22 protein-coding genes and 1 tRNA gene are annotated in these 23,309 nt (G+C 65.9%); 14 read left to right on the top strand and 9 right to left on the bottom strand.

Annotated elements, in window-relative coordinates:
* Position 1: 1 nt before the first annotated feature.
* Together PJ259_RS01450 and PJ259_RS01445 are read left to right on the top strand one after the other, a co-directional pair.
* Positions 2–937, top strand: coding sequence for a phytoene/squalene synthase family protein (locus PJ259_RS01450; RefSeq protein ID WP_271654450.1), 936 nt, complete (start codon positions 2–4; stop codon positions 935–937).
* A gap of 172 nt (positions 938–1,109) precedes the next feature.
* The gene (locus PJ259_RS01445; RefSeq protein ID WP_271654449.1) at positions 1,110–1,640 is read left to right on the top strand and encodes a gluconate 2-dehydrogenase subunit 3 family protein; all 531 of its coding nucleotides are present in this window, start codon (positions 1,110–1,112) and stop codon (positions 1,638–1,640) included.
* Between the two features lie 37 nt (positions 1,641–1,677).
* On the opposite strand, the gene PJ259_RS01440 is transcribed toward PJ259_RS01445, so the two are convergent.
* The 5 genes from PJ259_RS01440 to PJ259_RS01420 all read right to left on the bottom strand — a co-directional run bounded on the left by PJ259_RS01440 (position 1,678) and on the right by PJ259_RS01420 (position 5,921).
* A complete protein-coding gene (locus PJ259_RS01440) occupies positions 1,678–2,205 on the bottom strand; it encodes a sterol desaturase family protein (protein ID WP_082696304.1) in 528 nt (175 codons plus the stop codon).
* A gap of 181 nt (positions 2,206–2,386) precedes the next feature.
* Positions 2,387–3,331, bottom strand: coding sequence for a lipid kinase YegS (yegS, locus tag PJ259_RS01435; RefSeq protein WP_059314383.1), 945 nt, complete (start codon positions 3,329–3,331; stop codon positions 2,387–2,389).
* A 126-nt stretch (positions 3,332–3,457) separates the two neighbouring features.
* On the bottom strand, positions 3,458–4,654 hold the full coding sequence (locus PJ259_RS01430; protein ID WP_059314382.1) for a molybdopterin molybdotransferase MoeA: 1,197 nt from the start codon (positions 4,652–4,654) through the stop codon (positions 3,458–3,460).
* On the bottom strand, positions 4,651–5,190 hold the full coding sequence (gene moaB / locus PJ259_RS01425) for a molybdenum cofactor biosynthesis protein B (protein ID WP_059314381.1): 540 nt from the start codon (positions 5,188–5,190) through the stop codon (positions 4,651–4,653). Before moaB ends, PJ259_RS01430 begins: the two co-directional genes overlap by 4 nt.
* A gap of 239 nt (positions 5,191–5,429) precedes the next feature.
* Complete coding sequence (locus tag PJ259_RS01420) at positions 5,430–5,921, bottom strand: hypothetical protein (protein ID WP_271654448.1); 492 nt, start codon at positions 5,919–5,921, stop codon at positions 5,430–5,432.
* Positions 5,922–6,135: 214 nt separating this feature from the next.
* On the opposite strand from PJ259_RS01420, the gene mobA reads away from it, so the two are divergent.
* The 3 genes from mobA to PJ259_RS01405 all read left to right on the top strand — a co-directional run bounded on the left by mobA (position 6,136) and on the right by PJ259_RS01405 (position 7,195).
* Positions 6,136–6,711: a molybdenum cofactor guanylyltransferase MobA gene (mobA, locus tag PJ259_RS01415; protein ID WP_271654447.1), complete on the top strand. Its 576-nt coding sequence runs from the start codon at positions 6,136–6,138 to the stop codon at positions 6,709–6,711.
* A gap of 109 nt (positions 6,712–6,820) precedes the next feature.
* Entirely contained in the window at positions 6,821–7,042 is a 222-nt protein-coding gene (locus PJ259_RS01410; protein ID WP_059314378.1) for a YgdI/YgdR family lipoprotein, read from the top strand.
* Positions 7,043–7,118: 76 nt separating this feature from the next.
* Positions 7,119–7,195 (top strand) — tRNA-Pro (locus PJ259_RS01405).
* Positions 7,196–7,392: 197 nt separating this feature from the next.
* Here PJ259_RS01405 and PJ259_RS01400 read toward each other — a convergent pair.
* From PJ259_RS01400 to PJ259_RS01390, 3 genes are all read right to left on the bottom strand, one after another.
* Positions 7,393–7,851 carry a hypothetical protein gene (locus PJ259_RS01400; RefSeq protein ID WP_271654446.1) on the bottom strand — a complete coding sequence of 153 codons (459 nt, stop codon included), beginning with the start codon at positions 7,849–7,851 and terminating at the stop codon, positions 7,393–7,395.
* A 488-nt stretch (positions 7,852–8,339) separates the two neighbouring features.
* Positions 8,340–8,828 carry a hypothetical protein gene (locus PJ259_RS01395; protein ID WP_271654445.1) on the bottom strand — a complete coding sequence of 163 codons (489 nt, stop codon included), beginning with the start codon at positions 8,826–8,828 and terminating at the stop codon, positions 8,340–8,342.
* A gap of 216 nt (positions 8,829–9,044) precedes the next feature.
* Positions 9,045–9,431 (bottom strand): response regulator, encoded by a 387-nt coding sequence (locus tag PJ259_RS01390; protein WP_059314364.1) that lies wholly within the window; start codon positions 9,429–9,431, stop codon positions 9,045–9,047.
* Between the two features lie 241 nt (positions 9,432–9,672).
* Here PJ259_RS01390 and PJ259_RS01385 point away from each other — a divergent pair, with 241 nt between their 5' ends.
* From PJ259_RS01385 to PJ259_RS01370, 4 genes are all read left to right on the top strand, one after another.
* On the top strand, positions 9,673–11,277 hold the full coding sequence (locus PJ259_RS01385; RefSeq protein ID WP_271654444.1) for a histidine kinase famiy protein: 1,605 nt from the start codon (positions 9,673–9,675) through the stop codon (positions 11,275–11,277).
* Between the two features lie 250 nt (positions 11,278–11,527).
* On the top strand, positions 11,528–13,021 hold the full coding sequence (locus PJ259_RS01380) for an ATPase domain-containing protein (protein WP_059314362.1): 1,494 nt from the start codon (positions 11,528–11,530) through the stop codon (positions 13,019–13,021).
* Positions 13,018–15,120 (top strand): ATP-binding protein, encoded by a 2,103-nt coding sequence (locus PJ259_RS01375; protein WP_059314361.1) that lies wholly within the window; start codon positions 13,018–13,020, stop codon positions 15,118–15,120. The genes PJ259_RS01380 and PJ259_RS01375 overlap by 4 nt, the downstream gene beginning before the upstream one ends.
* A 36-nt stretch (positions 15,121–15,156) precedes the next feature.
* Positions 15,157–15,642, top strand: a complete 486-nt coding sequence (locus tag PJ259_RS01370) for a GNAT family N-acetyltransferase (RefSeq protein ID WP_059314360.1) — start codon at positions 15,157–15,159, stop codon at positions 15,640–15,642.
* 604 nt (positions 15,643–16,246) lie between these two features.
* Here the strand turns inward: PJ259_RS01370 and codA are convergent.
* On the bottom strand, positions 16,247–17,488 hold the full coding sequence (gene codA, locus PJ259_RS01365) for a cytosine deaminase (RefSeq protein WP_271654443.1): 1,242 nt from the start codon (positions 17,486–17,488) through the stop codon (positions 16,247–16,249).
* A 226-nt stretch (positions 17,489–17,714) separates the two neighbouring features.
* Between codA and PJ259_RS01360 the strand changes: the two genes are divergently transcribed.
* From PJ259_RS01360 to PJ259_RS01340, 5 genes are all read left to right on the top strand, one after another.
* A complete protein-coding gene (locus PJ259_RS01360; RefSeq protein WP_271654442.1) occupies positions 17,715–18,632 on the top strand; it encodes a 3-hydroxyacyl-CoA dehydrogenase family protein in 918 nt (305 codons plus the stop codon).
* The gene (locus PJ259_RS01355; RefSeq protein ID WP_271654441.1) at positions 18,629–20,071 is read left to right on the top strand and encodes a sigma-54 interaction domain-containing protein; all 1,443 of its coding nucleotides are present in this window, start codon (positions 18,629–18,631) and stop codon (positions 20,069–20,071) included. Before PJ259_RS01360 ends, PJ259_RS01355 begins: the two co-directional genes overlap by 4 nt.
* 358 nt (positions 20,072–20,429) lie before the next feature.
* Positions 20,430–21,824 carry a GntP family permease gene (locus tag PJ259_RS01350; protein ID WP_271654440.1) on the top strand — a complete coding sequence of 465 codons (1,395 nt, stop codon included), beginning with the start codon at positions 20,430–20,432 and terminating at the stop codon, positions 21,822–21,824.
* Between the two features lie 11 nt (positions 21,825–21,835).
* Positions 21,836–22,588, top strand: a complete 753-nt coding sequence (locus tag PJ259_RS01345) for a 3-hydroxybutyrate dehydrogenase (RefSeq protein ID WP_271654439.1) — start codon at positions 21,836–21,838, stop codon at positions 22,586–22,588.
* Positions 22,589–22,607: 19 nt separating this feature from the next.
* Positions 22,608–23,309: a CoA transferase subunit A gene (locus tag PJ259_RS01340; RefSeq protein WP_271654438.1), complete on the top strand. Its 702-nt coding sequence runs from the start codon at positions 22,608–22,610 to the stop codon at positions 23,307–23,309.

Raw genomic sequence — 23,309 nt, 5'->3', positions numbered from 1 at the left:
CATGACTGCCACCCATGACGTCGTCGATCACGCCGAACAGAGCATTGCCGTCGGCTCCAAGAGCTTTGCCGCCGCCGCCAAGCTGTTCGCGCCAGAGACCCGCGAGAGCGCGGTGCTGCTGTATGCCTGGTGCCGCCATTGCGACGATGTCATCGACGGCCAGGAGCTGGGCCATGGGCAGGTCGAGGGCGACCGCCTGGGTGGCCAAGAGCGTCTGGCCGAGCTGGAACGCCTGACCCGTGCGGCCTACGGCGATGTGTCGCTGCGGGATCCGGCTTTCGCTGCCTTCCAACGGGTGGTCAAGCGCCATGGCATTCCCCTGGCGCTGCCGCTGGACCACCTGGCCGGCTTTCGCATGGATGTCGAGGAACGCGTCTATGTGGAGTTGGAAGACACCCTGGAGTACTGCTACCACGTCGCTGGCGTGGTGGGCGTGATGATGGCGCGGATCATGGGCGCCGAAGACGAGGAGACTCTGGATCGCGCCTGCGACCTGGGCATGGCCTTCCAGCTCACCAACATCGCCCGCGACATCGTCGAGGATGCCCGTATCGGGCGTATCTACCTGCCGCGCCTATGGCTCGACGAGCTGGGCGTCCCCACCGCCGAACTGGCCGAACCCCGGCATCGCGATGCCGTGGCGCAACTGGCCGAGCGCCTGGTGCGCCTGGCCGAGCCCTACTACGACTCGGCGCGCCAGGGCATCGCCGCCCTGCCCCTGCGCTCGGCCTGGGCCATCGCCACCGCGCGGGGCGTCTATCGCGAGATCGGCGTGCAGGTGCTGCAACTGGGCGCTCACGCCTGGGATCAGCGCGTCAGCACCAGCACCGCCGACAAGCTGCGTCTGGTCTGCCGCGGTGCCGCCCGCGCCATGCTCTCGCGGCACCAGCGCAACGAGGCGCGCCCGGCCACGCTCTGGACCCGCCCGCGCCGCTGACGCCCGCCATAGAGCGGCGGTCACATTTGCGTGCATCTCGGGGATGACCAACGGCAAACTTTTATGCGATAAACGGGTCGGATTAAAGCGACCCCTCGCGGGCCGCGGATGGATGGATGCCTGAGCCAGAGCGCTGCATCCGGTAGTCAGCCTACGAGTATGGGATTTGCACATGCACAAGACGGAAACGGCTGTTTCACACGATCGCTTCGCTGCCTCCTCGTCACTACTTGCCCTTGGCCTTTCCGCTAACGCGCAGTCCGGTTACAAGCCCGAATTCTTCACCGCCACCCAGTGGCGCACCCTGGTCGCGCTCTGCGCGCATCTGCGGGCCGACAGCGAACAGGCCGATACCCGCCTGCCCGAATTCATCGACCGCCACATGCTCACGCCCTATGCCCATGGCGATAGACCCAACATCATCGACCCCTTCGACGATCAGGCGCAGGTGCAACAGGGCGCCAATCTGCGCGACCTGCTGCGTGATGGCCTGACCGTGGTGGATGCCTACTGCACCGAGCGTCTCGGCGCGGGCTTCGCTGACCTGGCCGCAGGTGAACAGGCTCAGGTGGTCACCGCCGCCGAGGCTGGGACCCTGAATCCGCCCGCCAAGGAATTCATCGATCTGCTGCGCAACGAAAGCGAGCGCAGCCAGTATGCGCACTCGCTGTTCGCCGCCTACGACACCCCCGCCGTCGCCTGATACCCCACTGCGCCTCCCTTGGAGGCGCAGCCCTCTCCTACTCCACGCCCTCTTCAGCCTGATCCCGCGCCTTGCGTTCGCGCGAGGAATCCAGCGCACCACCGTGTATCTCGCGCAGCTGCTGCTTGAGTTTTTGCGTCGTCGGCGCCAGCAGGAAGCCGAAGGACACGCAGCCCTCCCGACCATCCACCGCATGGTGCATGCGATGCGCCTGATAGAGGCGCTTCAGATAGCCGTTGCGCGGAACGTAGCGGAATGGCCAGCGCTGGTGCACCAGGCCATCATGGGCGATGAAGTACAGCAGGCCGTAGAGCGTCATGCCCGCGCCGATCCATTGCAAGCGCCAGTAGCCGGCATTGCCGAGGGCGATCAGCAAGATGGCGAGGCCGGCGAAGACGATGGCGTAGAGGTCGTTCTTCTCGAACCAACCCGTGCGCGGGCGATGGTGGGATTCATGCCAGCCCCACCCCCAGCCGTGCATGATGTACTTGTGCGACCACCAGGCGAAGGCTTCCATACCCGCCACGGTCGCCAGCACGATTCCCGCATTGATCAGTAATTCCAACCTTACCTCCGCAGCCACCTGCTTGGAAGCTGCTCACAATCTGCTGCGCGTCGGCCAAACTGTGTTGAAAATGCCCTGGAGGGCCAGCCCCGTCGGAATGCTCATTTACCATTCGTAAACTCCGCTTCCTCAGGCATTTTCGCCTTGTTTGTCTCTAGCTCGCGAGCTCGTGAACACCTTCTTAGGACGTCGCTGCCGGTTCGGCTAGCGTGCCGGCAGTCTCGCCCAGCAGGGGCGAATCCACCGGTAGACAGACCTGCAGGATACCCGGACGCACCTCGAATCTCACCCGGTCGCGCTTGACCGGTTCGCCGTCGAGGTTCATGTCCAGGCCTTCGGCGGCTTCCAGCTCCACCCAGGGCAGGCGGGCACGGACAAACATCTCCTCGGTGCTGAACCCCTTGCTGAGGAATTCGCCAAGGGTGCCGAGCACGTCCTGGGAGGCCGGCAGGATGCCGATATCGAGCAGGCCATCGTTGACCACGGCCGTGGGACAGAGCACATGACCACCGCCCGCCTGGCGGCCGTTGCCGATGCCAAGGGCGAGGAACTCGCCTTCCCACTCGAACCCCGGACCACGGAAATGGCCGTGGGCCGAATGCACCTCGGCGAAGCGGGTCAGGCCGGTGAGCAGATAGGCCGCCCCGCCGAGCAGGCGCTTGAGTTCGCCCGGAGTATTGGCGGTGACCTGGGAGCCGAAGCCACCGGTGGCCATGTTGAGGAACAGCTGACCATCGGCTGCCACCAGGTCGATGGCGCTGGTCGGGCCATCGAGCAGCGCCAGGGCCGCCGCGGGCTCTACCGGCACGCCGGCGGCGCGGGCGAAATCATTGGCGGTGCCCAGCGGCAGCAGACCGAGGCGCGCCTGGCTGTGGTTCTGGGCCATGGCTTCGGCCACCGCGCGCAGGGTACCGTCGCCGCCCGCCGCCACCAGGGTGCCGTAGCCCTCGCGGGTCGCCTGCTCGACGAAGCGCGCGGCGTCGTCTTCTTCCCAGGTCACTCGCACATCGATGCGATGGCCGGCGGCGCGCCGTTCGAGGATCGCCTCCCGGACCTCCTCGTTGCCGGTTTCCTTGCCATTGAGAATGACCAGGGCTGCGTCAGCCAGGGTGCCTGTCGTCGTCATGTCTGTCGTCCAAGGTTGGCTCTGCGCGGCGAGATGCCGCGTCAGGTGCCGGGCAGTGCCCGGCGAGCGAATCTGGAGACTAGGACTGTGGCCCAACGGCCACGTTCAGTCGCGACCTCCGGCTTGCTACGCCTTGAGCAATTCGGCCAGCGGGATGAAGCGCACCGGATCGCCCTCGGCGAAGGTACGGTCCTCGCGGAGCTCTACCAGACCATGGGCCCAGGCCGCGGTTTGCAGCACGTTGGAGCCCTGGTTGCGGTGAGGTACCGCCCGGCCATTCTCCAGCCGCGCGCGCTGGTATTCGCGACGCGCACCCGCCCGTGGCCAGTCGAAACCAGCCGGCACCTCGACACTCAAGGGCGCCACGTCGATCTTGCCCGCTCGGCGCAGCAGATAGGGCCGCGCCAGCAGACCGAAGGTCACCAGCGTCGAGGCCGGATTGCCCGGCAGCCCGATCAGGGGGATACCCCGGAAGCGTCCGCAGGTCAGTGGCTTGCCTGGTTTGAGCGCCAGCTTCCACAGGGTCAGCTCGCCCTCTTCGCGCAGGGCCTGGCCGAGATAATCGGCCTCACCGACGGAGACGCCACCGGTGGAGAGGATCAGGTCGGCCTGCAGCGAGCCCAGGCGCTTGCGGGTCTCGGCGAGGTCATCCGGCAGGATGCCCTGGTCCGACACCTCGCACCCCAGCCGCCGTAGCCAGCTGATCAGCAGGGCGCGATTGCTGTTGTAGATCTGCCCCGGCCCGAGTGGCTGGCCAGGCGCGACGAGTTCGTCGCCGGTGGACAGCACCGCGACCTTGAGCCGTCGATGGACTTCGAGCTGGGCACGCCCCAGCGAGGCGGCGACGCCCAGTTCCACCGGGCCCAGGACGGTCCCGGCCGACAACACCTCGTCGCCCACCTTGACCTCGTTGCCGCGGCGGCGGATGTTGCGGCCCGGCCGCAGCATCTCGACGAAGCGCACCCGACCGTCGTCGAGTACCTCGGCGTTTTCCTGCATTTCCACGCAGTCGGCACCGGCGGGCACCGGCGCGCCGGTAAAGATCCGTGCGCAGGTTCCCGGCTCCAGGGGCGCGGGCGCCTGGCCGGCGAAGATGCGCTGGGAAACCCGTAGCGGCTCGCCCTGCCAGTCATCCAGCCGCAGGGCATAGCCGTCCATGGCGCTGTTGTCCCACGGCGGCAGATCCAGATCGGCGATCAGCGGGGCGGCCAGGATACGGCTGTCAGCGTCTCCCAGGGCCACGCGCTCCTGGGGCAAGGGGCCGTCTTCGGCCGCCATGGCCAGCAGACGGGCCAGGGCTTCTTCCAGCGACAGCAGGCTCATCCGCGTGGCCCGCAGGGTTCGGCCTGCTTGAGGTGCGGCACGAAGTTGCAGGGGCGATGACGGTTGTCCAGCTGCTCGGCGAGGATGCCGTCCCAGGCAGTGCGGCAGGCATTGGTCGAGCCCGGCAGGCAGCAGACCAGGGTGCCGTTGGCGAGACCCGCCAGGGCGCGGGACTGCACCGTGGAAGTACCGATGTCGGCCACGGAGATCTGGCGAAACAGCTCGCCGAAGCCATCCACCTGCTTGTCCAGCAGGCAGGCCACGGCTTCCGGGGTGCTGTCGCGACCGGTAAAGCCGGTGCCGCCAGTGATGAGCACCACCTGCACCTGGTCTTCGGCGATCCATTGGGCGACCTGGGCGCGGATCTTGTAGAGGTCATCCTTGAGCAGTACGCGGGCGGCGAGGAAATGCCCGGCGGACTCCAGGCGGTCGACGAACAGCTGACCAGAGGTGTCGTTGTCGAAGGTCCGGGTGTCACTGACCGTCAGCACGGCGATGTTCAGCGGTACGAAAACCGCCTCGGCTTTGTGGCTCATCTGCTTGGGTTTCCGAAGTATGCGAGGGAAGAAGGCGTGCAGCGAGAGACCGCTGGACGGGCAGCGGGTTTCCCGGGGGTGGTGAGCGGCGGGCTGGCAACCGCCAGAGGGCGACCGCGCCCACAGAAAGAGGCACTGTCGGCCACGGTCAACGGAAAGGTCCGGGAGGGCTGCATCATCACAGCCTAGAGGAAAAGCCGACGCCCCTTCAACCAGAAGGGAGCGTCTCTGGCCCTGGCCTAGCGCTTGCGCTGCTCGCCTTCAGCGTGGGTGTCCCACTTGATGGGGCGCGGATCGGCGATGTCGTTGGTGTCCTGGCTGAAGCGCCCGTATTGCGGCGCGATGTCTGGATCTTCCTCCCAGGTCGCCTGCTGCTTGAAGGTGCCGGCCTTGCGATCGAACTTGAGGAAGTGCCGGGCCGTCTTGCCGCCCCAGTCCGCGGACGGCAGCGAGATGAAATCCACCTGGTACTGGTCATCGGTCAGCTTGCCGTGCACCACATAGACGCCGTAGTGCTCCTCGCCCGGGGAGATGATCTTGTAGACTCCGTTGTCGTAGTAATAGAGGGTGGCGTCGGGATAGGGCTTCTTCTCGTAGAGCTTTTCGTAGAACAGCTTTTGCCGGATGGTCGGCTGGCCAAAGGTGACCTTGACCGAGGGCGGTTCACCACCGCCTGCGCCGAAGGCGGGCAGCGCCGCCATGGCCAGGACGGATAACAGCATCGTCTTCATCGTTTCCAAACTCCTTTTGGGCGGGAACTCCCGCCCGCTGTGCGAATGGGATAAAAGGTGTCTAGCACGCCCCTTTCCAGCGGGCGCGCCCGAGTCTAGCCCAGCGCCCGAACCAGGCCAACCCGCGTTCTTGACGGGGCCCCTGGCGAACTCGGCTAGGATGGGCGCCCGATTTCCCTACCGGCCAGCGCGCCGCCCACCCGAGGTCCCCTGCATGTCACTCCTGCCCGCCTCCATCCTCATCCTCGCCGGCGGCCGTGGGCAGCGCATGGGAGGACGCGACAAGGGCCTGGTGGAATGGCAGGGCCAGCCGCTGGTGGCCCATGTTCAGGCCGCGGTGCGCTCGCTCACCGACGATCTGGTGATCTCCTGCAATCGCAATGCAGCGCGCTATGCCCAGTGGGCGGACCAGGTGGTGGCCGATGAAGAGCCGGACTTTCCGGGCCCCCTGGCCGGCATCCTCGCCGGCCTCGCCGTGGCGCGCCATGACTGGGTGCTGCTGCTGCCCTGCGATGCGCCGCGTCTCGATGCCCCCCTCGCCCACCAGCTGCTGATGGCGGCCCAGGCGGCCCAGGGACCGGTCATGGCGCGCCAGGACGGCTATTGGCAGCCCCTGTTCACCGCCCTCCCCCGACACCTGCTGCCCGCGCTGCGCCAAGCCTGGGCCCAGGGCGAGCGCAGCCCGCGTGGGGCGCTGCTGCCCCTCGGCCTGACTGGCGTGGAGTTCGCCGAGGACGATGCCCGCCTCGCCAACTTCAACGATCCCACGGTGCTGCAACAGCCGGGGTGAACGCAGCGAACCGCGGCGCCAGCGCAGGTGACCGGACGGTTCTGGGACGAACTCGGCCCCAGACGCGCGGTCCTAAGCCCGCTTGGTTGCCAAGAAAGGAGACTGCCCCATGAACAAGCACCTGCTCCCCGCCGCCCTGCTGGTCGTTGCCAGCGCCCTGCTCGCCGGCTGCTCCACGCCCAGCGTCATCACCCTCAACGATGGCCGCGAGATCCAGGCCACCGACACGCCGAAGTATGACGACGACTCGGGCTTCTATACCTTCAAGCAGCTCGACGGCAAGCCGACCCGCATCAACAAGGATCAGGTTCGCACCATCAAGGAGCTCTGATTCCGACCCGGCGCGATTTTTTTACCTAACCCCTTGTGCTTGCATGAGTTTTAGGTAGAATGCGCGCCATCCATTACGGAGCGTAGCGCAGCTTGGTAGCGCGTCTCGTTCGGGACGAGAAGGTCGCTGGTTCGAATCCAGTCGCTCCGACCAATTTGATCCGCAAGGATCACCCCAAGGCCCGCCTAGTGCGGGCTTTGTCGTTTCTGGCATTTGGCTTTTCGCTTTGGCCACCCTGGCCCCTCCTGCAGCGAGGCCAGCAGCACGCCTACCTTTTTCTGGTCAGCGACAGACCGCGCAGAGCGGCCTTTTTGTGCCTTGCACTCCAGCTGTAGAGCAACGCCTGGCCGCTACACCGCGTGGAACCGCGCCAGCTTGACCGTCTCAGCGTCAAAGGCAGCTGGGTGGCGATTCACGATCCCCTCGAAAGCGCCTCTAGGCGTACCGAATATCTGCCAATCGCTACGCCCAGAAGAGTCGCCAGAATGGGAGACGCGGCGTTGCACCATCCCGACCAAGCCGCCGGCCCGTATGCCTTTGATGACATCGTGCGGCAGCTGCCCTGCGCGCCGGAGCGTGGCAACACCTGCGGCCAGGACATCCAGTATCTCCTCCTCGACAACAGAGAAAGGACCACTGCCAAGCCTGGCTTTCTTGATCAGGTAGCGTCGGGCAAGGGTGAAGCCGTGCCGATCCAACTCAGCCCGGACTTTCTCATTCATTAGGCCCTGGGCAGTAAGACTGCTCTCAAGCGCAATGAGGTATTCCCAGTCGAGCACATGAGAAATCTGAGCAACGATACGATCCATGGCAGCTATCTCCTGCAAACCATTCCTTGGTGGCGATGTGATAGCAACCGAGCAAGATCGTTCCCAACCGACTGTTCCTTGCCGCTGGAGGCCTCCTTACCCAGCGCGCGCCGTTGTCCCCCTGCCACTCCTGCGGGCTGAACATATTGTTTCTTCCGTCCCCTCCTCGCCTGCAGCACGCGCTAGGCTAGGCTGGACGGGAATAACTAGCTTGTGCGAACACCTGGCAAACCCGGCATTTAGATAGCGGTTACTAGTAAGGATCAGGTGCAAACGACGGTTAGCCAGGCCCAGGCGCGGCCATCGGTGGCAGCGGTGCGCAGGAACAGCGCCGTATCAAGGCTTGGGGCGATGGTGAGCAGGGATGCGGCGAAGAGCCTAGCGCTGCCCGTTGCGGCAGTGGCGCGAAAGGGTCACTCGGACCAGCGCTTGGCGATCGACCTGCTCGCACAGTTAGAAGACGGCCGCCCGCAGGCGGCCTGAGGGGCTCAACCGGCGGCGCGGAAGGCGGGCTCGTTCTCGGCCATGTAGCGGGCGGCGGCGCGGCGGGCTTCCAGTTCGAAGGCCTGGGGATAGCGGTCGACGATGCGCTCCAGGGTGCCGCGGGGAATGCCGTCGGCTTCGAAGTCGGTGCGGCACTGCAGGGCACCGGCGTGGCAGACGTTGCGTTCGACGGCCTCGATCAGACCGCCCGCGCGCAGGCTCTTGACGATGTTGTGGGGCATGCGACGGCTACGACGCAAGGCGGCGGTGGCGGTGGCCAGCACCTGGAGGATCTCGTCTTCGACTGGGGTGAAGGGGCCATTGCCGAGCTTGCCCTTCTGCAGGAGGTAGCGGCGCGACAGCAGCTGACCCTGGCGTTCGAGGGCGTTGCTGGCGGTGAGATCCAGGCGACCGCGACTTTCCAGGCTGCGCTCCAGCGCAATGAGAAATTCCCAATCGGAGATCTGAGAAATCTGGGTGATGACTGCGTCCATGAAGCGCTCCTTGCCAGTCGAAAATAGATGGCACATTGATAGCGTTCGGGGCATTTGGTTCCCGGGTGGGAGCGCTAGCCGACGGATGTCATGTCATTTCGCCATGCCCGGTACTGGATGGCCGACGAGAGGTAGGCGAACCGGCTGCAGAACTAGGCGTCGAGCCCGGTCATGGATCTCGGGGCGGCCGAGAAAGAGTGTCTTCGCCCCTCAGGACTAGCGGCGCGGCAGCAGGTTCTCGACCAGCTGACAGAGATCGTCCACGCCCCAGGGTTTGGGCAGGAACGCGGCGCGACGCGGCAGGATGGCGAGGTCCTGGTCGATGTAGCCGGAGATGATGATGAAGGGCACCGTGGGCCAGCTGGCCGCGGCCAACTGCGCGAAGGCCAGCCCATCCAGCATACCCGGCACATTCACGTCGGCGATGACCAGCTTGGTGTCGCTGCCGCGGGTATCCATGTGCGCCAGGGCGTCATCGCTGGAAGCCACAGCCACGACGTTCAGGCCTTGTTCGGTGAGGATTTCGGTCAGCAGCTCGCGCTGCCTCGGATCATCCTCCAGGACAAGAATTTGTCTTTGTATATCAAGGCTTCTTGGCTTCATGGCAGGTCAGACATCGTCCGGGTGAGAGGTTCTCCACAAACTTCCTTAACGGTCGCCTGAAGCGGGTGAGCGGTACGCTGGCAAATGGCCGCCAAAGCCGCGCCCTGCTTGGGTTTCAGCCCGGCTGACGACCGCGCCAGACGGCCTCAAGCGCGACGCCGATGAAGTTTTTGCGCCGCTTGGCTGTCTGAGGGCTTGACGCCCCTTCTGCCTCTCCAAGGACCCCGCCCCCGTGAGCCAAATGCCCCCATCCCGCAAGGCGCGGGTCGACAACTCCGCGACGAGTGATGTTTCGCACGAGGGCAAGAACATCTTCTTCGCCGCGGTGGAAACCACGCGGATGCCGATGCTGATCACCGATCCCAACCAACCGGACAATCCGATCATCTTCGCCAACAACGCCTTCACCGACATGACCGGCTACCTGGTGGAGGAACTGCTCGGGCGCAACTGCCGCTTCCTGCAGGGCCCGGAAACCGATCGTTCGGTGGTCAACTCCCTTCGCGAGGCGGTGGAACAGGAACGCGAGATCTCGGTGGAGATCATCAACTATCGCAAGGACGGCTCGACCTTCTGGAACGCGCTGTTCGTTTCGCCGGTGTACAACGACGCGGGCGAGCTGACCTATTTCTTCGCCTCCCAGCTGGATGTCAGCCGCCGCCGCGATGCCGAGGATGCCCTGCGCCAGGCGCAGAAGATGGAGGCGCTGGGCCAGCTCACCGGCGGCATCGCCCATGACTTCAACAATCTGCTGCAGGTGATGATGGGCTACATCGACATCATCCACCGCACCGCGGAGAAGCCCAGCTTCGATCAGGAACGCATCGTGCGCAGCGCGACCCACGCCAAGTCGGCGGCCGAGCGCGCCAGTACCCTCACCCAGCAGCTGCTGGCCTTTTCGCGCAAGCAGAAGCTCGAAGGCCGGGTGCTCAACCTGAACAACCTGGTTCGTGGCGCCCACGAGTTGGCCGAGCGCACCCTGGGCGATGTGGAGATCCGCACCCAGTTGGATCCCGAGCTGTGGAATTGCCGGATCGACCCGACCCAGGCCGAGGTGGCGCTGCTCAACATCCTGATCAACGCGCGGGACGCCCTGCTGGATTGCCCGCAGCCGAGCGTGGGCATAGAGACGCGCAACATCGAGGTGCGCGAGCTGGCCAATATGTCGTACGACGGGCTCATGCCCGGCCGTTATGTCAGCCTGGCGATCACCGACAACGGTCATGGCATGCCGGCCAGCATCCGCGATCGGGTGATGGACCCCTTCTTCACCACCAAGGAAGAAGGCAAGGGCTCGGGTCTGGGGCTATCGATGGTCTATGGCTTCGCCAAGCAGTCCGGTGGCACGGTGCGCATCTATTCGGAAGAGGACGTCGGCACCACGCTGCGCCTCTACTTCCCGGTGGATGACAGCCATGTCACCCATCAGCAGACGGAGCAGCGCTCGGAGCGGCGCAGTGGCACGGAGCGCATCCTGGTGGTAGAAGATCGCCCGGACGTCGCCGAGCTGGCCAAGCTGGTGCTGGAAGACTACGGCTACACGGCGCAGATCGCCTTCAATGCCAGTGAAGCCCTGCGCGTGCTGCGGGAGAACGAGCAGCCTTTCGATCTGGTGTTCACCGACCTGATCATGCCCGGTGGCATGAATGGGGTAATGCTGGCGCGCGAGGTGAAGCGCCTGCAACCGCAGATGAAGGTGCTGCTCACCACCGGCTACGCCGAGAACTCCCTGGAGCGTACCGACATCGGCGGATCGGAATTCGATGTCATCTCCAAGCCCTATATCCCCAATGATTTGGCGCGCAAGGTGCGCCGGGTGCTGGATGGGCCGAACGGCATCGCCTGATCGCCCCGAGGCGCCGTTAGGGCACCGGGAAGCACCGACGGCCTCCGCCGGTGTGGCCTCTGGCAGGCGACGATATTAGACTGACGATTAATTCGGCGCGCATCGCGCCTTCGACCTCCAGCGCTGCCGCCTGCCGGCGTGGCTCCATCGGTTCCCCACGCCATCGCGCGCCCCGAGTCTGCTCAGGGATCGCCTGCGCGGCGGGGTTATCGCCTTCTTTCGTTCCCGTCGCCGCGAGGTCCGGTCATCCATGAGTTCCCCTAGCCCGTCAATTATCGCGACAGGCAATCCTGGCCTGGACAGGGTCTTGCGCGGCGGTTTGCCGAAAGATCGGCTCTACCTGCTCGAAGGCACCCCGGGGTCGGGCAAGACCACTCTGGGTCTGCAGTTTCTCTTCGAAGGCGTGCGCCGAGGCGAGTCGGTGCTGTACATCACGCTGTCGGAGACCGGTGAAGAGCTGCAAAGCGTGGCCGAGTCCCATGGCTGGAGCCTGGACGGCGTGGATCTGTTCGAGCTGTCGGCCGCCGATGCGGTACTAGGCGGCGCGCAGGAGCAGACCATCCTGCATCCCTGGGAGTCCGAGCTGGGTGACACCATCGGGCTGATCCAGGCTCGCGTGGACGAGCTCAAACCGAGCCGGTTGGTGTTCGACAGTCTCTCGGAGATGCGCCTGCTGGCGCAGGACCCGCTGCGTTATCGGCGCCAGGTGCTGGCGCTCAAGCAGTTCTTCGCCGGGCGTGGCCTCACCGTCCTGCTGGTGGACGATCTGACCACCAGCGGCGGCGAACGCGACAACCACCTGCACAGCCTCTGCCACGGGGTGTTGACCCTGGAGCGCCTGACCCTGGACTTCGGCGCCGCGCGCCGACGCCTGCAGGTTCAGAAACTGCGCGGCGTGGACTTCATCGCCGGTTATCACGATTTCACCATCCGCCGCGGCGGCCTGGAGGTCTATCCGCGCATGATCGCGGCGGGACGCTACCAGGATTTCGCCGGCGAGCCGGTGCCCAGCAATATCGACGACATGGACGCCCTGTTGCACGGCGGTCCCTTGCGCGGTACCAGCACCCTGATCACCGGCCCGGCCGGTACGGGCAAGACCACCCTCGCCCTGCAGTTCGTGATGGCGGCCTGCGCGCGGGGCGAAAGGTGCGCCGTCTATGAGTTCGACGAGCGCATCGGCACCCTGCTCAAGCGCGCGGACAGCATGGGCATGCCGCTGCTGCGCTATATCGAGGAAGGTCTGCTGGTGGTCCACCAGATCGATCCCGCCGAGCTGTCTCCGGGCGAGTTTGCCTGGCGCGTGCGGCGGGATGTCGAGGAAGACGACTGCCGGATGCTGGTGTTGGACAGTCTCAATGGCTACCTGGCGGCCATGCCGCAGGAACAGCAGCTGATCCTGCAGATGCACGAACTGCTCTCGTACCTGAGCCAATCCGGGGTGGTGACCTTTCTCATCAATCCCCAGCACGGGCTGGTCGGCTCGATGACCTCCAGTCTCGACATCTCCTATATCGCCGACACCGTGGTGCTGATCCGTTTCTTCGAAGCGCAGGGGCGCCTGCGCAAGGCCATTTCCATCCTCAAGCACCGCGGTGGCGGTCATGAGGACGCGATTCGGGAATTGCGCATCGACACCAAGGGCATTCGGGTCGGCAAGCCCCTGGTGGACTTCCGTGGCGTGCTGACCGGTACGCCGGAGTATTTCGGTGCCAAACAGCCCCTGATGGAAGAGCGCGATTGACGAAGACAGCGGCGCCGTCCTGCGAACTCATCATCTGCGCGCCCTTGCGAGGTGACGCAGCCAGCCTGCAGCGGCTCTTCACCCAGGGCTATCACACCCGCTACCTGTCCACCCTGGACGAGGTGGCGGCAGCGCTCGGCGACGACATCGGGATCATCGTCTTCACCGAGGAGGCCCTGCGCCAGGACATGACCTCCCTGGCAGAGGCACTGGAGCGGCAGCCGACCTGGTCGGACATTCCGCTGGTGCTGCTGGCGTCGGACTCCAAGCGTTCGGGACGGGGCAATGATCTCCTGCGCCGTCAGCTGCCCGCGGCGGCGACCAATCTGGTGATCCTGGAACGGCCCCTGAGCGGTGCTTCCCTGCTGAGCAGCGTCGCGGCCGCCTGGCGCTCACGCCTGCGCCAGTTCGAGATGCGCGATCGTCTCACCGAACTCGCCCAGGAACGTGAGCGCATGCAGACGCTGCTGGAGAACCTGCCGGTCGGCGTGGCCTTCATGGACAGCGAAGGCCGCACCCTGGTCAGCAACCCCTTCTATGAGCAGCATGTGTCCGGCCAACAGATCCCGTCTCGGCAGCCTGAGGAGGCGCTACGCTGGGCCGCCCTGGATACCGCCGGGCGGCTGCTGCAGCCCGATCAATTCCCCGGGGCGCGGGCCCTGCGAGGCGAGCGGGTGAAGGGGCAGGATTTCTATCACACCAACGATGCGGGCGAGGAATCCTGGCTGCGCGTGAGCGCGGTGCCCTTGCACGACGAGGCTCAGCGGATCATCGGCGCGACCACGGTGATCGCCGACATCAGCGAGGAAAAGCGCGCGGAACTGGCCTTGCGGCGCTTCAACGAGGAACTGGAATCCCAGGTGGCGGAACGAACCCGCACCCTCGCCCACACCCTGAGCGAGTTGCAACGGGAAACCACCGAGCGCAGCCGCGCCGAAGAGCAGCTGCGGCAGTCGTTGAAGATGGAAGCGGTCGGCCAGCTCACTGGCGGTATCGCCCATGACTTCAACAACATGCTGACCGGGGTACTGGGCGCGCTCGATCTGATGCGGATCAAGGGCAAGAACCAGCTGCAAGGCCTGGAGCGGTACATGGAGGCCGCGCAGCACTCGGCGCATCGGGCGGCGTCGCTCACCCAACGGTTGCTGGCGTTCTCGCGCCGGCAATCGCTGGAATCCCGCCCCATGTGCGCCAACGAACTGATCCTGGCGTTGCAGGAACTGCTGCAACGCACGGTGAGCGAGCAGATCTCGGTGACCCTCGCCCTTGCCGATGACCTGCCCTGGATCCTGGCCGACGCCAATCAGCTGGAGAACGCCCTGCTCAACCTGGTGATCAACGCCCGCGATGCCATGCCGGACGGCGGGGTCATCAACCTGGCGACCTCCCTGGTCACCGTTACCGCACAGGGGACCGAGGACGATGCCCTGGTGCCGGGAGACTATGTCCGCATCGAGGTCCTGGATACCGGGACCGGCATCCCGGAGCGGCTGCTGGGCAAGGTGCTCGAACCCTTCTTCACCACCAAGCCGCAGGGCCAGGGCACGGGGCTGGGCCTGTCGATGGTATATGGCTTCGCCCGGCAGAGTAATGGCCGCCTGACCATCGCCAGCAACGAGCGCGGCACCCGGGTCTGCGTCTACCTGCCGACAGCGGAGCAGAACGCCGAGCCGAAGCGGTCAACGCCGGCGGAATTCGCCCAGGGCGCCGGCGAAACCATCCTGCTGGTGGAAGACGACGACGCCGTGCGCCTGGTCAACCAGGAGGCGCTGGAAGCCCTGGGCTATCGCGTCTGGAGCGCGGCCGAAGGCAAGACCGCGCTGCGCCTGCTGGAGCAGATCCCCGAATTGAACCTGCTGGTGACCGATGTCGGCCTGCCGGGCCTGAATGGGCGCCAGCTGGCGGAGGTGATCCAGCAGCTCAGACCACGGCTGCCGGTGCTGTTCCTGACCGGCTATGCCGAGGGCGCGCTCAGTAGGACGGCCTTTCTGGGTGGTAACATGGAACTCATGACCAAGCCCTTCACCCTGGACCAGCTGGCCGCGCAGGTCGCCGCCATGCTGTCCCGGGCAGCCCACCGGGCGACGGCTACCTCCTGAGGTCGTCGTCGCCCCGCGACCTAGCCAAGGACCCCCATGACGCTCCAGATCCGCCCCGCCCGCCGCGAAGACGCCGCCCGTATCCATGCCCTGATCGTCGAACTGGCCGACTACGAAAAGGCCGTCCACGAGGTGCTGGCCAGCCCGGCGCAGATCGAGGCCACCCTCTTCGCCCCCGACACCCCGACCCGCGCCCTGGTCGCCGAGCACGAGGGCGTGGTGGTGGGCTACGCGGTGTATTTCTACAGCTATTCCACCTGGCTGGGCCGCAACGGCATCTACCTGGAAGACCTCTATGTGAGCCCGATCGCCCGCGGCACCGGCCTGGGCAAGGGCCTGCTGCGCGAGCTGGCCCGCGAGGCCGTGGCCAATGATTGCGGCCGCCTGGAATGGAGCGTGCTGGACTGGAACACCCCGGCCATCGACTTCTACGAAAGTCTCGGCGCCAAGGCCCAGGGCGAGTGGGTGCGCTATCGCCTGGACGGCGCGGCGCTACGGGATTTCGCGGAAAGCGGGCGGTAAGTTTTCGTGGGTTGGGTTGAGCGCTAGCGAAGTCCAACAGCGCCAAGGTTGGTCGAGGCCATGGCGATCCGCCGATTTAGGTGATGGTATTGGATATCGCGGCCATGGGCCGCTCCTACAGGAGTTAGCACGTAGGAGCGGCCCATGGCCGCGATCAGCCGATCACTCATGGGTCTCCGTAGGTTGGGTTGAGCGCTAGCGAAGCCCAACAGCGCCAATGTTGGGCTTCGACGATGGAGCCGTCTCAACCCAACCTACCGTGGTCGCAGCCGCGCCTACCTAGACCCAGTGCCGTAGCGTGGAAAACGGCGCAGCCTTTTCCACAGGGGACTTCGGTATGGGGCGCGCCCTCACCCCAGCCCTCTCCCAAAGGGAGAGGGGGTTGTCCGAGTGAGTATCAGCGTCGTAGCGCCGTAGCGTGGAAAACGGCGCAGCCTTTTCCACTGAGACTGCGGCTTGGGGTGCACCCTCACCCCAGCCCTCTCCCAGAGGGAGAGGGGGTTGTACGAGTGAGATTCAGATCTTTGCCAGTCCTGAAAAATCACAAGCGACCGGCAAGCCTGTCCGCATCGGCGGACCACCCGACCGCCCTGACCAACACCTACTACCGATCCGCCAGCTCCACCTGCGCCGGGCGGCGTTGCATCAGCACCTTGCCGTGGCGGATGGAGTACAACGGCAGGCCCTGGCTGCGGACCATCTCGTAGTCGCTGTCGGCGGAGAGCACCAGCAGGTTGGCGGGCCGCCCCTCCTCCAGGCCATAACGGTCGCCCAGGCAAAGCGCCTTGGCACTGTTCACCGTGACCAGATCCAGCGCCGACTGCAGGTTGCGATAGCCGAGCATGTGGCAGATGTGCAGCCCCGCTTCCAGCACCCGCAGGATGTTGCCGTTGCCCAGCGGATACCAGGGATCGACGATGGAATCCTGAGCGAAGCAGACATTGAGGCCGGCTTCCAGCAACTCGTTGACCCGAGTCACGCCGCGGCGCTTGGGGAAGCTGTCGAAGCGGCCCTGCAGGTGGATGCTCTCGGTCGGGCAGGAGATGAAGTTGATGCCGGCGTGGGTCAGCAGGCGGAACAGCTTGGCGCAGTAGGCGTTGTCATAGGAGCCCATGGCGGTGGTGTGGCTCGCGGTGACCCGCGAACCCATGCCGCGGCTGCGCGCCTCTTCGGCCAGCACCTCCAGAAAGCGCGAATGCGGATCGTCGGTTTCGTCGCAATGGACGTCCACCAGGCAGCCGGTGCGCTCGGCCAGGTCCATGAGGAATTTCACCGAGCTTACGCCCTGGTCGCGGGTGTATTCGAAGTGCGGAATGCCACCGACCACATCGGCGCCCAGGCGGATGGACTCCTCCATCAGCTCGCGCCCATTCTTGAAGGACTCGATGCCCTCCTGGGGAAAGGCGACGATCTGCAGGTCGATCAGGTGCCCGCTTTCCTCGCGCACCTCCAGCATGGCCTTGAGCGCCGCCAGAGACGGATCGGTGACATCCACATGGGTGCGTACGTGCTGGATGCCGTGGGCCGCCAGGGCGCGGATGGTGCGCTTGGCGCGGGTCTTGGTGTCTTCCTGAGTGATCGTGGCCTTGCGCTCGCCCCAGCACTCGATGCCTTCGAACAGGGTGCCGCTCATGTTCCAGCGCGGCTCGCCAGCGGTCAGAGTGGCATCGAGGTGGATGTGCGGCTCGACGAAGGGCGGCACCACCAGGTTGCCAGCGGCGTCGAGGTCGTCCGGCCCTACCGCGGGGGGCATCAGCTGCTCGGCGATGGCGGCGATGCGTCCGCCTTCAAGGCGGATGTCGTGGAGGCCTTCGCGGTCACGCAGGCGGGCGTTGAGGATGCGCATGGTCGATCTCCTAGAGCGAAGCGGGGGCGGTGGTACGACTCAGGCCATTGAACACGCCATAGCCCAGCGCCGCTACCCCGATGCCCATCAGGCGTACCCGGAGTGCGCAAGAGCCACGATGATAGAGGCGCGCCTCCAGCTTTGGCGCACGGGAGCGCCCCCGTGCCTTGGCCGAGGGCAGTCAAGTGTGAGACGGTTGCCGCGGCCGTCTTACAAGGAAAAGATCATGACCACGCCACGCCTCGCCGTCCTGGGTTCCGGTCTCATGGGCATCGGTATCGCCGTGCACCTCGCTCGCCACGGTCATGCCGTGCGCCTGCAGGACGTCGACCCCAGCCGACTCGCCGAGGTCGCGGCCACCGCGCGTACCCTGCTCGCCGAGCTGGAAGAAGCGGATATCGCGGTGGACACCGAGGCAGTCATAGGCCGCCTCACGACGACGACCGAGCTTGCCGATCTCGCCGACTACGACCTGCTGTTCGAAGCCGTACCCGAGCGCCTGGAGCTCAAGCATCGTCTCTATGCTCAGCTCGAAGCCGTGCTGCGCCCCGACGCCCTGATCGCCAGCAACACCAGCGGCCTGCCACCGGACGAGCTGGCGGCGCACCTGCGTTATCCCGAGCGCTTGCTGATCGCGCACTTCTGGAATCCGCCACACTTCATTCCCCTGGTGGAGCTGGTACCCGGCACAGCCACCCTGCCCGCGCACCTGGAGTCCGTTCGCCAGCTGCTGGAAGCCGCCGAATTGGAAGCCGTGGTGCTGCAGCGCGCCATTCCCGGCTTCGTCGGCAATCGCCTGCAATTTGCCCTGCTGCGCGAGGCCCTGCACATCGTGCAGAGCGGCGCGGCGGATGCCGAGACGGTGGATCGGGTGATGCGCGCCTCCCTGGGTCGGCGCTATGCCATGGTCGGCCCCCTGGAGGCGGCGGACATGGGCGGCCTGGACACCTTCCGCGACATCGCCAGCCACCTCTGGCCGACCCTGGCGCGAGACGAGGCGCCACTGCAGCTGCTGGAAGACCAGGTGGCCGCCGGCCGCACCGGGGTGCGCAGTGGCGCGGGCTTCTATGACTGGGACGCGGCGCGGCGCGAACGCATCGTCCAGCGGCGGCTGCACCAGCTGCGCCATGCGCTGAAGCCATGAGCCGTACCCCAGCCGGCCTGCCGGGGCTGGAGGACTACGCCGGCATCCGCCAGCGGGCGATCCGCTCGCTGTTCGAGATCATCGAGCAGACCAGCAATGGCACGGTGATCGTCGACCGCGAGGCGCGCATCGTCTGGATCAACCAGAGATACGCCCAGCACTTCGGCCTACCGGATGCCGCCGCCGCCATCGGCCAGCCGGTGGAGCAGATCATTCCCCACAGCCTGCTGCGCGAGGTGGCGCGCAACGGTCAGCCGATCCTGCTGGACATGCTGGAGACCCGCAGCGGCCCCCTGGTGGTGATGCGGCTGCCGATCCATACCGATGACGGCGAACTGATCGGTGCCATCGGCTTCGCCCTGTTCGACCAGTTGCAGCAGCTGGCGCCCCTGGTGACCCGCTACCTGCGAATCCAGGAAGAGCTGGCCACCACCCGGCGTTCGCTGCAGCACGCGCGTACCGCCAAGTACGGCTTCGGCCATTTCGTTGGTAGCGGACCGACCAGCCTGGAGGTCAAGCGTCGCGCCCGCCGCGCCGCGGCCAGTGAAGCGGCAGTGCTGTTGCTGGGCGAGACCGGCACCGGCAAGGAGCTGCTGGCCCACGCCATCCACGGCGCCTCGCCACGCGCTGGGCGACCCTTCGTCAGCATCAATGCCGCCGCCATTCCGGAAAGCCTGCTGGAAGCGGAATTCTTCGGCACCGCCCCGGGCGCCTTTACCGGCGCCGAGCGCCGGGCACGTCCAGGCAAGTTACAGATCGCCCAGGGCGGCACCCTTTTTCTCGACGAGATCGGCGACATGCCCCTGGCCTTGCAGGCCAAGCTGCTAAGGGTGCTGCAGGAAAAGGAGTACGAGCCACTGGGCTCCAACGAGGTGCTGGCCTGCGACGTGCGGATGATCGCCGCTACTTCCCGTGACCTGGAAGCGGCCGTGGCCGAGGGACGCTTTCGCGCCGATCTCTATTATCGCCTCAACGTGCTGCCGATCCGCATCCCGCCGCTGCGTGAGCGACTGGACGACCTGGCGGTGCTGGCCGAGGCCATCCTCGACAGCCTGCCCCAGGTTGGCGGACAGTCGACGCCCGACCTCACCGCCGATGGCCTGGCGCTGCTACAGCGCCAACCCTGGCCCGGCAACGTGCGCGAGTTGCGCAATGTGCTGGAACGCGCGGTGCTGCTAGGCGACGACAGCCAGCTGGATGCGAGGGCCCTGGCCGCGGCGCTGGATGGGGCCCCCGCACCTGTCACAGCAGGTCGATCCCTCCCTGGCCAGAGCGGCGAAACCTATGCCGAAGCCCGCCAGCGCTTCGATCGCGAGCTGTTGCAGGACACCCTGGCCGCCTGCGGCGGCAAGGTGGATGAAGCCGCTCGGCGCCTAGGGTTAGGGCGGTCTACGCTGTACAAGAAGCTGATGGCGCTGGGACTGACGTCTCCCAATTGAGACACTTCTATGAAAAGAGACAGGCTGTAGGAGCGGCCCATGGTCGCGATGGGCGGACTATCGCGGCCATGGGCCGCTCCTACAGGGTACAGGCTGTAGCTTGGGTTGAGACGGCTCTATCGTCGAAGTACGACATTGTCGGCCTCGGGCAAATGTTGGGCTTCGCTCCGCTCAAGCCAACCTATCAATCCAGCTTTTGAGAAAAACTTTTGGCGATTTTCTATCGCCGAAATAAAAGATCATATAAAACAAAGACTTAATAACTTGGCACGGTTCTGGCTCCTGCGTTCAGGCGATCTCGGTATCGCCCTATAACAACAAGAATCGCTTCGCCTCAGGCGAAGCTCTAGGAGAAGCCATGAGTGTCCTGATCGCACTCGCCGCCCTAGCGCTGCTGATGTTCGCCGCCTACCGGGGTTTCAGTGTCATCCTCTTCGCCCCTCTCGCCGCCCTTGGCGCCGTGCTGCTCACCGATCCGTCCGCCGTGGCGCCCGCCTTCACCGGGGTGTTCATGGACAAGATGGTGGGCTTTCTCAAGCTGTACTTCCCGGTGTTCATGCTCGGTGCCCTGTTCGGCAAGCTGATCGAGCTGTCGGGTTTCTCCCGCGCCATCGTCGCCGCGGCCATTCGCCTGCTCGGTCGCGAACGAGCCATCCCGGTGATCGTCGCGGTCTGCGCCCTGCTCACCTATGGCGGTGTCTCGCTGTTCGTGGTGGTCTTTGCCGTCTATCCCTTCGCCGCCGAGATGTTTCGCCAGAGCGACATCCCCAAGCGGCTGATTCCGGCCACCATCGCCCTGGGCGCCTTTTCCTTCACCATGGACGCCCTGCCCGGCACGCCGCAGATCCAGAACATCATTCCCACCAGCTTCTTCCAGACCACTGCCTGGGCAGCGCCCTGGCTGGGCCTGGCCGGATCGGTGATCGTCATCGCCGTGGGCCTGACCTACCTTGGCAGCGCCCGGCGCAAGGCCCGCAACAGTGGCGAAGGCTATGCCAGCGTGCCGTTGCGCAACGAGCCGGAGACCTCCGCCGACCTGCCGCTGCCCAACCCCTGGCTGGCCCTGGCGCCGCTGGTGCTGGTGGGCGTGCTCAACCTCCTGCTGACCCGCTGGATTCCCGACTGGTACGGCGCCACCCACAACCTGGCGCTGCCGGGCATGGCCAAGCCGGTGACCCAGGAGGTGGCCAAGCTGACCGGTATCTGGGCGGTGGAAGGCGCGTTGCTGGCGGGCATCCTGCTGGTGCTGGCGACCGGCTTCGGCGCCATCCGCGGCCGGTTGGCCGAGGGCAGCAAAACCGCCGTCTCCGGCGCCCTGTTGGCCGGGATGAACACGGCGTCCGAATACGGCTTCGGCGCGGTGATCGCTGCCCTGCCCGGCTTCGTGCTCTTCGCCCAGGGCCTCAAGGCCATTCCCGATCCGTTGATCAACGAGGCGGTGAGCGTGACCCTGCTGGCCGGCATCACCGGTTCCGCATCAGGCGGTATGAGCATCGCCCTGGCGGCCATGAGCGACACCTTCATCGCCGCCGCCAATGGCGCGGGCATCCCGCTGGAAGTCCTGCACCGGGTCGCGGCCATGGCCAGTGGCGGCATGGACACCCTGCCGCATAACGGCGCGGTCATCACCCTGCTAGCGGTCACCGGCCTGACCCACCGCGAAGCCTATGGCGGCGTGTTCAAGATCACTCTGATCAAGACCGTGGCGGTGTTCTTCGTCATCGCCCTCTACTACCTGACCGGCCTCGTCTAAGGAGACAGCTCATGGACCTTACCGGCAAGACCGCCCTGGTCACCGGCTCCACCAGCGGCATTGGCCTGGGCATCGCCCAACGCCTGGCTGCCGCGGGCGCCACGCTCATTCTCAACGGCTTCGGCGATCCTGCGCCCGCGCAAGCCAGCATCGCCGGTCGTACCGGCTTCCACGCCGCCGACCTGTCCAAGCCGGACGAGATAGCAGACCTCTTCACCTACGCCAGCCGCGACTTCGGCGGCGTGGATATCCTGGTCAACAACGCCGGCATCCAGCACGTGGCACCGGTGGAAGATTTTCCCGTGGAGCGCTGGGACGCGGTGATCGCCCTCAATCTCTCGGCGGTGTTCCACACCACCCGCCTGGCGCTGCCGACCATGCGCGAGCGCGACTGGGGCCGCATCGTCAACATCTCCTCGGTGCACGGCCTGGTCGCCTCCACCGGCAAGGCAGCCTACGTCGCCGCCAAGCATGGGGTGGTGGGCCTGACCAAGGTCACTGCCCTGGAGACAGCCCGCACCGGCATCACCTGCAACGCGCTCTGTCCGGGTTTCGTGCTCACCCCGCTGATCCAGCAGCAGCTGGAAAGCCGGGGCAGCGACCCGGATCAGGCCCGTCGCGACCTGCTCAGCGAGAAGCAGCCGTCGCAGGAATTCGTCACCACCGACCAGCTGGGCGAGCTGGCGCTGTTCCTGTGCAGCGACGCCGCCGCCCAGGTGCGCGGCGCCGCCTGGACCATGGACGGCGGCTGGACCGCCCAATAACGACAAGAGGACCTCTGCCATGAACAAGCTCTATCCCAACGCCGCGGCTGCCCTCGACGGGCTGGTCAGCGACGGCATCACCCTGGCCGTGGGCGGCTTCGGCCTCTGCGGCATTCCCGAGGCGCTGATCGCCGCGCTACGCGATACCGGTGCCCGCGAGCTGACCGCCATCAGCAACAATGCCGGGGTGGATGGCTTCGGCCTTGGCCAACTGCTGGAGACCCGGCAGATCCGCAAGATGATTTCCTCCTACGTGGGCGAGAACAAGGAGTTCGAGCGCCAGTACCTGGCTGGCGAGCTGGAACTGGAATTCACGCCCCAGGGGACCCTGGCCGAGAAGCTGCGCGCCGGTGGCGCCGGCATCCCGGCGTTCTACACCCGTACCGGCTACGGCACCCTGGTGGCCGAGGGCAAGGAGGTGCGCGACTTCAATGGCCAGCCCCATGTCATGGAACTGGCGCTGACCGCCGACGTGGCCCTGGTCAAGGCGCTGCGCGCCGACAAAGCCGGCAACCTGGTATTCAACAAGACCGCGCGCAACTTCAACCCGCTGTGCGCCATGGCCGGTCGCGTCTGCATCGCCGAGGTGGAAGAGCTGGTGGAAGTCGGCGAGCTGGACCCCGACCAGATCCACCTGCCCGGCATCTTCGTGCAGCGCCTAGTGGTCAACGCAAGCCCCGAGAAACGCATCGAGAAACGCACCCTGAGCGAGGAGAAGTAA

The sequence above is a fragment of the Pseudomonas sp. JBR1 genome, assembly GCF_028198185.1.
Lineage (GTDB): Bacteria > Pseudomonadota > Gammaproteobacteria > Pseudomonadales > Pseudomonadaceae > Chryseomonas > Chryseomonas oryzihabitans_E.
This window is presented reverse-complemented; position numbering and strand designations above follow the sequence as displayed.